We start from the raw sequence: 12,227 nt of genomic DNA, 5'->3' as shown, positions 1-12,227 counted from the left end.
GGATTCCTGTCTTCTGGTTACTGATTACGCAACGAGTATTCATAAAATATCTAACCAGCGAGAGAAAAATCTTAGATCCGGAATAAGGAGCAGCTAAAGTGAATCAATTAATTCTAGAAAAATTACAAGAAATCGAAAAACAGTTCCAAGTAAAGATTTTATACGCAGTAGAATCCGGAAGCCGGGCGTGGGGATTCCCTTCCAAAGACAGTGACTACGATGTGCGGTTCATTTACGTGCACCAGCCCGTTTGGTACCTCTCGATTGACCCGCAAGGAATCGGCGAAAAGCGCGACGTAATCGAAATGCCGATAAATGATCTTTTGGACATCAGCGGCTGGGAAATCACGAAAGCGCTCCGCCTGTTCCGGAAAAGCAACCCGCCTTTACTGGAATGGCTGAAAAGCGAAATTGTCTATTACGAGAAGTATTCGTTCATTGGGGATATGAAAAGCCTGGAATCGGACATCTTTTATCCGAACGCCAGCCTCCATCATTATTTAAATATGGCGAAGTCCAATTACCAAAGCCACCTGCAAGGGCCGACGGTGAAAATCAAGAAGTATTTTTACGCGCTGCGACCGGTGCTTGCCTGCAAGTGGATTGAGGAAAACCAATCCATCCCGCCGATCGATTTTGATGAGCTGCTGGAAGCGATGGTGCCGGAAGGAGAACTGAAAAAGGAAGTCCTTTTGCTGCTTGAACGGAAAAAAGCAGGCGTTGAGATGGATCTGGAAGAGAAAATCAGTGCCATCCATGACTTTCTTGAAATTGAAATTGTCCGGCTGGAGGCTTATGTCCGCACGCTGACCGAAAAACCGGAAGATTCAACGGCTAAACTGAACCGCTTGTTCAGAGACACACTGGAGGAAGTGTGGGGGAAGGTAGAAGAATTACAGATTCCAAATTAAAGCTAATCAGCTGTTTAGAAAACAGCAGTGATTCCGTATGATTGTTGAAATAGATGGTTATTTCCATTCGGCACTGATAACAGGGAAAAAGTTCACCAAAGAACAATTGAGAAAAAAGTACTTCCAGACAAAAAAACATAGCGCCGATATGAATAACTTTCCGGAGTTCTTCTGCCGGATGCATCATTTTGATCGGATTCCTTTTGATAGCGAAATAGAAGCTGAGGTTGTTATCGATACGGATACAGATCGGATTTATCAGCCTTCCTATTAAAACAAACTACAGAATTCCATGATAAATTTTAGACATGCTGGACATTCCAGCATGTTTTTTTGATTTGAACGGCCGGTTTCACATTTTCTCCACAGCCATCAGCCCTTCAAAATAGTACGATGTGAGGAGTTAAAAAAGAAAGAGGACTTTTATGGAACAAAAACCAAAACGGCGGGACCCTTCGCTGCAGCGCATTATCTGGAGATGGCATTTTTACGCAGGAATCATCTTTGCACCCATCTTGATCCTGCTGGCAGTGACCGGCTCCACTTATTTATTCAAGGCAGAAATCGAACAAGTTCTGTATGACGATTATTACGAAGTGGTTCCTCAAGAAACAAAACTGACAGCGGCCGAACAACTGGACAAGGTGACGGAACTTTATCCCAATGCCGTTGCCACGAAGTACCGCCCTGGTGAAGATGAACAGCGCTCTACCGAGATCAAGTTATTGGATGGAAACGAATCCTTCACTGTGTTTTTTGATCCTTATTCGGGTGAAGTCGTTGGGGAGCTGGCGGATCAAGACCGCATCATGGATCGGATTGAAGAACTGCACGGTGAATTGATGGCGGGCACAATCGGCGACCGGATCGTGGAACTGGCGGCGTGTTGGGCGCTTGTACTGATTGTCACCGGATTGTACTTGTGGTTTCCCAAAAACAACAGGAGCTTGTCCGGTGTTGTCTTTCCGCGATTCACAAAAGGCACTAAAATTTTGAGAAGAGATTTGCATGCCGTTCCGGCATTCTGGATTACCGGAGGACTGGTATTTTTGATTATGACCGGCCTTCCATGGTCCGGGTTTTGGGGCAACGGATTTCAAACGTTGATCACCAATTCCGGAGAAGGCTATCCGCCTTCTGTGTGGATCGGCGATGCACCGAAATCGTCGGCAGCTACAAAAGAAATAGCTGAAGTGCCATGGGCAGCCGAGAACCTGAATGTGCCCTTATCGAATGTGGAAGGGTTGGTCCCCCAGCCGCTGGACCAAATTATCGAAACGGCAGAGTATGAAGGCATTTATCCCGGCTATACCGTATTCCTGCCGCAAGAAAAAGACGGCGTCTATACGTTGTCGATCTTTTCGCCGAAAGCACAGGACGAAGCAACAATGCATATCGACCAATACACCGGGGCAATTCTTGCCGACTACCGCTACGGCAATTACGGAGTCATCGGCAAAATCGTCGCCTGGGGCATTACGCTGCACAAAGGCACGCAGTTCGGCTTGTTCAATCAGCTGCTCAGCCTGGCAATCTGCATCGGACTTTTGCTGGTCGTGTTTAGCGGGCTTTATCTATGGTGGAAGCGAAAGCCTGAGAAAGCTTTAGGAGCGCCCAAAGCTCCATCTGTAATTGAATCCAAGAAATTTCTATTGGTGATCGTTGCAATGGGTATTCTTTTTCCATTAGTCGGTCTTTCGATCTTAGCTGTTTGGCTGCTAGACCAAGCAATTATTCAACGGACAAAGCGGGTGAAAAAATGGCTGAATGCATGAGCGGAAAAACGAAGAAATTGAAGAGGAACCTAACACTTGGGCTTTCCGCTTTTCTATTCCTTGGCACCAGCGCCTGCGGCTTGCGGGAAGACGCAGCAACCCTTTACAAACAGGAAACGCCCCTCCAAGTGGAGATGAAAAATGAGCCGAAGATTTCTGCAAATCAAGAAACCGAAATCCAGGCAGTTCTTACCCAGAACGGACAAGCTGTAATGGATGCAGACTTTATGCATGTGGAAATCCAAAAACAAGACGGCACAGTTGCTGTACCGATGGAAGAAGCAAGAAACGAAGGGCATGGAATCTATAGCTTTTCCACGCGGTTTAAAGAAGACGGACTCTACTACATTCGGATTCATGCGGGAAATGAGGGCTCACTCATCAGCCCGCGCAAACAAATCATCGTCGGTGAACTGACGGAAGCAGAGTTGGAACTCTTAAAGCAAGGTCCGAAAAATAAGGGAGAGGCTTCCGGACATCATCATTAAAGGATAAGCGAAGAATAATACCAGAACTCAGCAGCCTGAAAATTCTCAGGCTGCTTTTTAAATGGATTTTTTCTTTCTTTACTTCTATGAATTAAAGGGATTCTTTTGGAAACAGTCGAATCAATAAAACAACTAGCTGAAATAAATTATTTTGCAGTGGAGTACAAAGATCTCGTTAACCGGCAGATAAAAAATGAATGGAGGCAGCTCAAAATAATGAAAAACCGGACAAAAATAAAATCAAAACTGTCAGTGGCATTTTCGGAGAACTTTCCAAACGCATACAATAAATTTACTTTAAAGCATGTCGACAAACAAACGGGACTTCCGGAAGCCATTCTGGAAAAGCCTATGTCCCAATGCAAAGTTGCTTTATTGTCTACTGCCGGGGTCCATCTGAAAACAGATATTCCGTTTAACATGGACCTCCATCCTGGGGACCATACGATCCGGATTGTACCGGGAGATGTCAGCGAAGAGGATTTGACAGTGACGCATATGTACTATGATGTAAAATCCGCTAAAAAAGACACGACGATTGTTTTCCCGATCCAGCAGCTGAAAGAGCTTGAACAGGCGGGTGTAATTGGCGAAGTCTCGGACGTACACGTCGGACTGTTCGGCGGCATTATGGATACCGAACACGTAGAAGCGGAATCGATTCCAAAAGTAGTGGAGCTGTTTAAAAATAAGAAAATCGACGTCGCTCTTTTGGTGCCTGGCTGAGGTACGTGCCATAACGTGCTTGGGCTGTATGCCCGGGCTTTAGAAGCTTCAGGTGTGGCGACATCCATGATTACCATTCTTCCAGAAGTCACTGAAAAAACGGGTGTGCCGCGCACTTTGCATGTGCCGTTCAAACTGGGCCGGCCATGCGGGGAACCGTTTGATTTTGGCACACGGAAAAAAGTGGTCAACCAATTGCTTGAAATTGCAGAAAAACCGGCGGGATCCTATCTGGAATATGAAAACTGAAACGTTCACCGCAAGATGGTGCAGTAAAAGGAGGTCCCCGATTGGAAATTAGTTTTGACAGCTATACGGATGTAGATTCAGCCATTGAAGACGGAACCGTGAATGGAATCATTGACTTGCATGAGTCCATCTTCGGCTGTTCGGAAGATTTAGCCGGCAGGATAGAAGAAAAAAAGGGCTTAAGAATAGACGTCGCAAGACAGGGCAAAAGGATTGTCGGCTATAAAATTGGCTATGCTTTGAACCATGGGCAATTTTACAGCTGGCTTGGCGGAGTCGATAAAGCTTTCAGAACAAACGGCATCGCTTCTCGCTTAATGGAAGAGCAGCACCAATATGCAAAAAATAGCGGCTTCAGAGCGATTCAGACAAAGACCAAAAATAAATGGCGAAGTATGCTTTTGCTGAACATCAAAAATGGATTTGATGTGATCGGCACTTATGCCGATCAGGACGGGGAAACTAAGATTATCCTGGAGAAATCTTTGCTGGGAAAATAGTAGGCGTCTGGCACTCATACGACAAGAATCAGTTTATGGATGATGAGGGGAAGAAAGAGATGTGGGTGATGGCATCATAAGACAGTTTAATGGCATAAACAAATCGGGCAATGTGGAAAAGTACCTTACCATTGCTTCAAAAGGGATAAATGAAGAAATAAAAAATAAAGTTATGGAATTGGAAAGTTTAGCTGAAAGATTGGCAGAGCAGTTTCAAATACACTACGCAGACCAGTTTGAAGCACAAAAAAAGAGGAATTTTTCCATTTGGGTTTCCCGTGATCTTGACGGCGATGAAATCAGCACTTTGACTGCTGACTGCTGCTTGGAAAAAGAATACCGGTCTCAGCTCGCCGTCAATTATAATGATCCAGGAGAAGATAACGATTTTTATGAAGCGACGATTACACTTTGGCATTACCGAAAAGGATTTTTTAGCAGTTCAGCTTTTTTGTATAACACGGCGAAATATGATTTGGAAAAAGATTTGGAAGCCGCTTTGGAGCACCTGCTTACCCGAACATTTCGCTAATGGCCGAGATGCCTTGGAAAGATAGTGTAGCAGTCCGCAAGCACTCAACGATAAACTCTATACTATGAAAAGTGAATTTTTTTAAGCTGCCTTAAGCAAAGGCAGCTTTTTTTAAAGCAATTTTACTGATGGAAAAATATTATTGTATAAATAATTAAAATATTCTTTCAAAGTCTATTGATTTCTGTTGTAAGCGCTTTTATAATGTAGCTAATAACAATTGTTACATGCTAGAACATATGTAAAGGGGAACGGAGGGGTTCATCTTGTGGGGCTGGTTTATCGTAATATTTGCAGGCATCTGGCTGCTCCAAATTATATTGACGAAAGTGCAATTGAAAAATTACCAAACAACGATTAAAAGAATGAGCAACAGGTCTTCCGGATACTTGGGAGTAGGCATCCAAAAACAAAAACTCGGAATCGGTGTGATTGCAATTGCAGTAACGGATGAAGACGGGGTAATTGTTGAATGCCAATTGATGAGAGGGGTGACAGTATTCAGCCGATTTGAACACTTTACTGAATACGATGGTTTGCACATGGAAGAAGTGAAGAGAAGTTTGGATCAGGAACCCGCTGGACAAGCATTTAATATGGCATTTAAGAAAATTGAAGGCCAAATGGAGAAGAAAACCAATCTGGCAGTTTAAGGAGGAAAGAAAATGGGAGTTTTTAATTCAATTATGGATTTTTTGGTTAGGCTCGCTGAAGGTTTTATTGGAATGTTCCAAGCGGGTGCCGACACGTTTACAGGACTCGTTACAGGAATTATTCCTTTGCTGATCGTATTGATCACCGCAATCAATGCATTGATCCGAATTATCGGTGAAGAACGCATCAACCGGCTGGCACGAAGAAGCACCAAAAACATTATTTTACGCTATTCGCTATTTCCGGTGTTGGCTGTGTTTTTCCTGACCAACCCAATGGCTTATACTTTTGGAAAGTTTCTTCCGGAAAAACAAAAACCGGCTTTCTACGATTCAGCAGTTTCGTTTGTGCACCCAATAACGGGTTTGTTCCCGCATGCGAACCCGGCTGAGTTGTTCGTCTACCTTGGAATTTCCGCAGGGATTACAACATTGGGCTTGTCGCTCGGGCCTTTGGCAATCCGTTACTTCCTTGTCGGGATCATTATCATTTTGATCCGCGGCATCGTGACAGAAATTATTACGGTCCGCATGATGAAAGCAAAAGGAATGGAAGTTTAAATCTTATAGATGCGCTCAATTGAAAAGGAGGCAAGCAAAATGGCAGGTACTCAAACACCATTGAATTTTAAGGCGGTTTCCGTCACAAAAGGCCGCGGAGGCTGGGGCGGCCCCCTTACCATCCGTCCAAACGAAGAACAGCGGTATATTGTGTCGGTCACAGGCGGCGGAATTCATCCGGTAGCGGAAGAAATTGCCCGGCTGACAGGCGCTGAAGCGGTGGACGGCTTTAAGGGATCTTATGCCAAAGAAACAATGGCATGTGTCATTATCGACTGCGGAGGCACCGCCCGCTGCGGCGTTTATCCGAAAATGGGGATTTTGACGATCAACGTCAATCCGACCTCTCCATCCGGTCCGTTAATGAAGTTTATCAATGAAGAAAATTTCGTATCTGGCGTAACAATTTCCGATATTCGGGCAGTGGCGGCCCCTTACGAAGACCAGGACGAAGTGCAAAGAGCGGTCGATGAAGTGGAAGCCCCGGCGGCCCAAAAAACCCCTCAGGAAATCAAAGAAGAAGCGAAGCGAAAAGCCGCTGAGACGTATCAGCAGCCGAAGAAAATGAACATTATCGAGCGGGTCGGCCGCGGCGCCGGTAAAGTGGTCGGTGTTCTTTACCAGGCCGGCCGGGAAACGGTTGACCAAGTGCTGAAAAACATCTTGCCGTTCATGGCGTTTGTTTCGATGTTGATCGGGATCATCACCTATACCGGAATCGGCGATCTTATTGCGAATTTCGTATCGCCGCTTGCGGGCAATATTTTCGGATTGCTTATTCTCTCCGTAATTTGTGCATTGCCGATTCTGTCGCCGCTGCTTGGTCCGGGTGCAGTTATCGCCCAGGTGGTCGGGGTATTGGTCGGGGTAGAAATCGGACGCGGCAATATTCCGCCAGCTCTGGCTTTACCGGCATTATTCGCCATCAACCCGCAAGTTGGAGCTGACTTTGTACCGGTCGGCTTGACTCTCGGGGAAGCGGAACCGGAAACAATCGAAGTCGGGGTTCCTGCGGTCTTGATTTCCCGTATGATCACAGGTCCGCTTGCAGTAGTCATCGCATATCTATTCAGCTTTGGATTGTACTAAGAAAAGCGGAGGCGCCTGGTCAGTCCCGACAGGCTTAAGGCAGAACACCGAAACGGCGTGTTTTTGCCGTACAGGTGGGCTGCCTTAAGACCCCGAGGGACTGGGCGCCGCAGCTGGACAATAAGAAAAGCGTAAACGGCCGTTAAGGCTCGATCGGCATAAGCCGGACCAGCGAAGTGGTGCTTTTTACCACACAGCTGGGCTGGCTTATGGCCCGAGAGCCTGGCCGTTGAGCTGGACAATAAGAAAAGCGTAAGCGCCCGTATAGCCCCGACAAGCGCTGGAAGACTGGCAGGTGATGGCGATCTTGGCCATCAAAGGCCAGTCTGAAGCGACCTCGAGGGGCTGGGCCCGCAGCTAGACACTAAGAAAAGCGGAAGCGCTCAACCCAGCAAATGAAATTAAGCACTGAAAGTTATACTTTTTGAGCATTTAAAAGGAGGCAGTTAGGTGGAGGATCTTATGATAAAGAAATACGAAGCTAAAATTACAGAAATTGGTGAAGAAGTGGAAATTTTCGCAGAGGAAAATATGATGGTCATTTTTAACAATACGGTGCCGGAAGAACTTCGTTCGTTTGCCGTGATCCATGAAAGAGCGGATCTCCACGAACCCGTAGAAGCTGGTGATGTACTGGAAATCAACGGGGAGCGCTACGAAATTCTTTTTGTTGGCAGCAAAGTGAATGAGACTTTGCAAGATATCGGCCATTGCACCATTTCCTTTACCGGAGATGTGGCAGCGGACTTGCCTGGAACGATGTGTGTAGAAAACAAACCCTTGCCTGAATTGGCACTGGGAGCTGAAATACGCATTTTAAAAGCCTGACAAAGAGGAGACGTTATAATGCTTGGTATTAATAGAAAACTACAAGAACTTGAGAACAAGGGAATCTTAATCAAAGTAGGGTTGGTCGGCGCTGGGCAAATGGGAAGAGGGATGGTATCCCAGATCGAAAATATGGTCGGCATGCGGGTGGTCATCACCGCAGACATTCAAATTGAAAATGTCGTCCACGCTTATACAAAATCCGGTGTAGCGGATGCAGACATCATAAAGACCGATAATCCAGAGGAAGCAGCAGAAGCTGTCCGAAATGGCAAAGTGGTTGCTACGACGGATGCGCAGCTCGTAACTTCTTTGACGGAAGTGGACGTGGTTGTTGATGCAACCGGTGTGCCGGATATCGGGGCAAAAATTGCATGGGATGCCATTTTGAACAAAAAACACATCGTCATGCTGAATGTAGAAGCGGATGTAACGATCGGACCGTTGCTGAAGAAAATGGCTGATGCCAGCGGGGTCGTCTATACCGGCACAGCTGGAGACGAACCGGGAGCCATTATGGAATTATATGATTTTGCGGATGCGCTCGGCTTTGAAGTGGTCGCACTTGGCAAAGGAAAAAACAACCCATTGAACTTGGATGCCAATCCGGATACCGCTGCAGAAGAAGCGGCCAGAAAAGGCGCAAGTGCAAAAATGCTGGCATCTTTCCAGGACGGCACCAAAACGATGGTTGAAATGACGGCTGTTGCGAATGCCACCGGATTCCTGCCGGACAAGCCGGGCATGAACGGCTTCGTCAGCGATGTCAAAGGGCTGCCGGAAATCTTTAAGTTGAAAGAAGACGGCGGACAAGTCGGCAAAAAGAAAATTGTGGAGTACATCAACGGCATCGCGCCTGGCGTATTTGCCATTGTGGCTTCGGAGAAAGATGAAGTCAACCACGAGATGCAGTATTTGAGCATGGGAGAAGGTCCGAATTACGTGCTGTACCGCCCTTATCATTTAACGAGTCTGGAAACGCCGATCTCCATTGCAAGAGCGTTCATCTACAACGAAGCGACCATTGCACCGTGGAAAGGCCTGCAGGCTGAAACAGTGACAGTTGCTAAGACGGATCTTGACGAAGGACAGTTTCTCGACAGCATCGGCGGCTTTACGGTATATGGAAGCATTCTGTCTGCCGCAGAAGCCAAGGAACAGAATGCACTGCCGATGGGGCTTGTAGACCGCAACGTACAGTTGAAGCGCTCCATTAAAAAAGGCGAAATCATTTCCTATGATGATGTGATTCAAACGAAAGAATCGACCATCTGGCGTCTGCGCCGCATGCAGGATGATACATTTGCCGCAAAAGCAGAAAAAGAAAATCCAGTAAAAGCTTAACTTTCTACGAATGCTTCAACGAGCGAAGAACAAGAACATTCTATTCATCGGGTAGAAACGTTAAACCACTAAACGAGAAGGTGTTCTAAATGAAAGTGAAAAAAATGGAAGCGGGATTGTATTGTGTTCACTGCAAAGAGGAAGTCGACCACGAAATCACGTACATCAACAGTGACATTAAAAGCATCAGGTGCCTTCAATGCAACCGGACAAAAGAACTGAAAGTGGATTTGAAAAAAGAGTTCTACCGGGAAATTTACGAACGCATTGCGACAAAACCTACCCGGATGACCAAAGAGTACCGGGAAGATCTGAGCCATTTGCTGTTTTCTCTTCCAGTACGGGCGATCAAAAAACCGTACCGGATTTTAAAAGACGTCAATTCATCCAGAAAAGTGATCAAGACTTACAAATCAAAGAAAAGCATAAAATAATACTCTCCTGTTCAAGGGCCAGGCTTCTCCACTTAGCAGAGGAGCCTGGCTCTTTTCTTTCTTGACGAATAGACTGAAAAGTCTTATGATATTTACATATGTTACGTATGTGAACAAATGTAAAAATAGAGGAGGATTTCGAATGGCACAATTAGTTAATTTACCACCCCGAGTCCAAGAAACAGATTTGAAGGGTTTATTGAAACAGATGTGGCTGATCCGCTATTTTGAAGAAAAAGTGGATGAGTTTTTTGCAAAAGGCATGATCCATGGCACAACGCATTTAGCGGTAGGCCAGGAAGCTTCAGCCGTGGGTTCCATTGCGGTGCTTGAAGGCAGAGACAAAATTACCAGTACGCACAGGGGCCATGGACATTGCATCGCCAAGGGAGCAGAAGTGAATAAGATGATGGCTGAATTGTTCGGCCGCACGACCGGTTACTGCAAAGGCAAAGGCGGTTCGATGCACATTGCGGATGTCGAACAAGGAAATTTGGGGGCGAACGGAATTGTCGGCGGCGGGTTTTCGATTGCAACAGGGGCAGCCTTAACTTCTAAAATGCGAAATGAAGGCTATGTTGTGCTTTGCTTTTTCGGAGATGGTGCTTCCAATGAGGGCAGTTTCCACGAAGCGGTCAATTTGGCCTCGATTTGGAAACTTCCGGTCGTCTTTATTTGTGAAAACAATCAATACGGTATGTCTGGGCCGGTGAAAGAAATGATGAACGTGGAAGACATTGCACAGCGGGCAGAAGCGTATGGCATTCCAGGGAAAGTCGTCGATGGCAATGATGTGTTTGATGTCATGAACGGTGTCGGAGAAGCAGTGGAACGGGCACGGAACGGCGAAGGGCCTTCCATTGTCGAGGCGAAAACGTACCGTTGGAAAGGACATTCGAAGAGTGATGCGAAAAAGTATCGGACCCGTGAAGAAGAGCAGGAATGGCGCGCGAAAGATCCGATTGCCCGCATGCGGGATGTATTGGTTCAGGAAGGCTTGCTGACGGAAGAAGAAGCAGACAGCATCAAAACCGAAGCAAAAAAAGAAATTGAGGAATCGGTGGAATTTGCAAAGGACAGCCCGATGCCGACACTCGATGATTTGATGGAAGATATTTATGCCTAAGACGGAGCAAAGGGGAGTAAAGCGATGAGAGAATTAACGTATTTAGAAGCGGTCAGAGAAGCGATGAGCCAGGAAATGCGCCAAAACGAAGATGTCTTTATTCTGGGTGAAGATATCGGTGTCTATGGTGGAGCTTTTGGGGTGACGCGCGGCATGATTGAAGAATTCGGATCGGAACGGATCCGCAATACGCCCATTTCTGAAGCGGCTATTTCCGGTACGGCAGTCGGCGCAGCATTGACCGGCATGCGGCCGATTCTGGAACTCCAATTTTCCGATTTTATCACAATTGCCATGGACAATATGGTCAACCAGGCTGCGAAAATCCGCTACATGTACGGCGGCAAAGGAAAAGTGCCAATGGTGCTGCGCACGCCGGCAGGTTCCGGAACAGGGGCAGCAGCGCAGCATTCTCAAAGCTTGGAGGCATGGATGGCCCATGTGCCGGGTTTGAAAGTGGTTCAGCCTTCAACGGCTTATGACGCCAAAGGGCTCCTGAAAGCAGCGATCGATGACGACAACCCAGTTATTTTTTATGAACACAAACTTTGCTATAAGACGAAGTCAGACGTACCAGAGGAACAGTATTCCATTCCGCTGGGGAAAGCGGATGTGAAAAGAGAAGGGTCCGATGTCACAATTGTTGCTACCGCGATTATGGTCCATAAATCACTTGAAGCTGCAGCAGAACTTGAAAAAGAAGGCATCCAAGTGGAAGTGATCGATCCGCGCACCCTTGTCCCGTTGGATACGGAAACAATCATCGAGTCCGTGAAAAAAACGAGCCGGCTGATTGTTGTGCATGAAGCGGTCAAGCGCGGCGGGTTCGGCGGAGAAATCGCCAGCACGATTGCAGAAAGCGAAGCCTTTGATTATCTGGATGCACCGATTAAGCGGCTGGGCGGCAAAGCGGTTCCGATTCCGTACAATCCGGAACTGGAGAAAGCGGCCATTCCGACGGTCAATGACATTGTGGCAGCTGTAAAAGAAACGCTAAACCGCCAGTAGGGA

Annotated in this window: 16 protein-coding genes; all 16 read left to right on the top strand. The window is 46.6% G+C overall.

The features are described from left to right. Positions 1–98 precede the first annotated feature (98 nt). The 16 genes from HU147_RS14125 to HU147_RS14050 all read left to right on the top strand — a co-directional run bounded on the left by HU147_RS14125 (position 99) and on the right by HU147_RS14050 (position 12,224). Entirely contained in the window at positions 99–911 is an 813-nt protein-coding gene (locus HU147_RS14125; RefSeq protein WP_224076853.1) for a nucleotidyltransferase domain-containing protein, read from the top strand. 37 nt (positions 912–948) lie between these two features. Beyond that, entirely contained in the window at positions 949–1,185 is a 237-nt protein-coding gene (locus HU147_RS14120; RefSeq protein ID WP_224076852.1) for a hypothetical protein, read from the top strand. A 151-nt stretch (positions 1,186–1,336) separates the two neighbouring features. Then, positions 1,337–2,686 carry a PepSY-associated TM helix domain-containing protein gene (locus HU147_RS14115; protein WP_224076851.1) on the top strand — a complete coding sequence of 450 codons (1,350 nt, stop codon included), beginning with the start codon at positions 1,337–1,339 and terminating at the stop codon, positions 2,684–2,686. Between the two features lie 17 nt (positions 2,687–2,703). After that, positions 2,704–3,174: a FixH family protein gene (locus tag HU147_RS14110; protein WP_224076850.1), complete on the top strand. Its 471-nt coding sequence runs from the start codon at positions 2,704–2,706 to the stop codon at positions 3,172–3,174. 216 nt (positions 3,175–3,390) lie between these two features. Next, positions 3,391–3,900, top strand: a complete 510-nt coding sequence (locus HU147_RS14105) for a glycine/sarcosine/betaine reductase selenoprotein B family protein (protein ID WP_224076849.1) — start codon at positions 3,391–3,393, stop codon at positions 3,898–3,900. A 54-nt stretch (positions 3,901–3,954) separates the two neighbouring features. Further along, complete coding sequence (locus tag HU147_RS14100) at positions 3,955–4,149, top strand: hypothetical protein (protein WP_224076848.1); 195 nt, start codon at positions 3,955–3,957, stop codon at positions 4,147–4,149. A gap of 41 nt (positions 4,150–4,190) precedes the next feature. Continuing rightward, a complete protein-coding gene (locus tag HU147_RS14095) occupies positions 4,191–4,649 on the top strand; it encodes a GNAT family N-acetyltransferase (RefSeq protein ID WP_224076847.1) in 459 nt (152 codons plus the stop codon). A gap of 172 nt (positions 4,650–4,821) precedes the next feature. Continuing rightward, a complete protein-coding gene (locus tag HU147_RS14090; protein WP_224076846.1) occupies positions 4,822–5,181 on the top strand; it encodes a hypothetical protein in 360 nt (119 codons plus the stop codon). Between the two features lie 266 nt (positions 5,182–5,447). Next, on the top strand, positions 5,448–5,834 hold the full coding sequence (locus HU147_RS14085; protein WP_224076845.1) for a transcriptional regulator GutM: 387 nt from the start codon (positions 5,448–5,450) through the stop codon (positions 5,832–5,834). A gap of 33 nt (positions 5,835–5,867) precedes the next feature. Continuing rightward, positions 5,868–6,395, top strand: coding sequence for a PTS glucitol/sorbitol transporter subunit IIC (gene srlA, locus HU147_RS14080; protein WP_224076897.1), 528 nt, complete (start codon positions 5,868–5,870; stop codon positions 6,393–6,395). A 39-nt stretch (positions 6,396–6,434) separates the two neighbouring features. Next, complete coding sequence (gene srlE, locus HU147_RS14075; protein ID WP_224076844.1) at positions 6,435–7,484, top strand: PTS glucitol/sorbitol transporter subunit IIB; 1,050 nt, start codon at positions 6,435–6,437, stop codon at positions 7,482–7,484. Between the two features lie 450 nt (positions 7,485–7,934). Next, complete coding sequence (locus HU147_RS14070; protein ID WP_224076843.1) at positions 7,935–8,312, top strand: PTS glucitol/sorbitol transporter subunit IIA; 378 nt, start codon at positions 7,935–7,937, stop codon at positions 8,310–8,312. An 18-nt stretch (positions 8,313–8,330) separates the two neighbouring features. Further along, the gene (locus HU147_RS14065; RefSeq protein WP_224076842.1) at positions 8,331–9,656 is read left to right on the top strand and encodes an NAD(P)H-dependent oxidoreductase; all 1,326 of its coding nucleotides are present in this window, start codon (positions 8,331–8,333) and stop codon (positions 9,654–9,656) included. An 89-nt stretch (positions 9,657–9,745) separates the two neighbouring features. Further along, positions 9,746–10,090: a bh protein gene (locus HU147_RS14060; protein WP_074509450.1), complete on the top strand. Its 345-nt coding sequence runs from the start codon at positions 9,746–9,748 to the stop codon at positions 10,088–10,090. A 142-nt stretch (positions 10,091–10,232) separates the two neighbouring features. Beyond that, positions 10,233–11,216: a thiamine pyrophosphate-dependent dehydrogenase E1 component subunit alpha gene (locus tag HU147_RS14055; protein WP_224076841.1), complete on the top strand. Its 984-nt coding sequence runs from the start codon at positions 10,233–10,235 to the stop codon at positions 11,214–11,216. A 24-nt stretch (positions 11,217–11,240) separates the two neighbouring features. Next, positions 11,241–12,224 carry an alpha-ketoacid dehydrogenase subunit beta gene (locus HU147_RS14050; RefSeq protein WP_224076840.1) on the top strand — a complete coding sequence of 328 codons (984 nt, stop codon included), beginning with the start codon at positions 11,241–11,243 and terminating at the stop codon, positions 12,222–12,224. Positions 12,225–12,227 lie beyond the last annotated feature (3 nt).

The organism is Planococcus chinensis (assembly GCF_020071995.1).
GTDB classification, from domain to species: Bacteria; Bacillota; Bacilli; order Bacillales_A; family Planococcaceae; genus Planococcus; species Planococcus chinensis_A.
This window is presented reverse-complemented; position numbering and strand designations above follow the sequence as displayed.

Bases quoted from the DNA above. Each gene is read 5' to 3' on its own strand.
- HU147_RS14120 (WP_224076852.1), top strand. From the start codon at position 949: ATGATTGTTGAAATAGATGGTTATTTCCATTCGGCACTGATAACAGGG.
- HU147_RS14115 (WP_224076851.1), top strand. From the start codon at position 1,337: ATGGAACAAAAACCAAAACGGCGGGACCCTTCGCTGCAGCGCATTATC.
- HU147_RS14105 (WP_224076849.1), top strand. From the start codon at position 3,391: ATGAAAAACCGGACAAAAATAAAATCAAAACTGTCAGTGGCATTTTCG.
- HU147_RS14090 (WP_224076846.1), top strand. From the start codon at position 4,822: ATGGAATTGGAAAGTTTAGCTGAAAGATTGGCAGAGCAGTTTCAAATA.
- srlA (WP_224076897.1), top strand. From the start codon at position 5,868: ATGGATTTTTTGGTTAGGCTCGCTGAAGGTTTTATTGGAATGTTCCAA.
- srlE (WP_224076844.1), top strand. From the start codon at position 6,435: ATGGCAGGTACTCAAACACCATTGAATTTTAAGGCGGTTTCCGTCACA.
- HU147_RS14065 (WP_224076842.1), top strand. From the start codon at position 8,331: ATGCTTGGTATTAATAGAAAACTACAAGAACTTGAGAACAAGGGAATC.
- HU147_RS14060 (WP_074509450.1), top strand. From the start codon at position 9,746: ATGAAAGTGAAAAAAATGGAAGCGGGATTGTATTGTGTTCACTGCAAA.
- HU147_RS14055 (WP_224076841.1), top strand. From the start codon at position 10,233: ATGGCACAATTAGTTAATTTACCACCCCGAGTCCAAGAAACAGATTTG.
- HU147_RS14050 (WP_224076840.1), top strand. From the start codon at position 11,241: ATGAGAGAATTAACGTATTTAGAAGCGGTCAGAGAAGCGATGAGCCAG.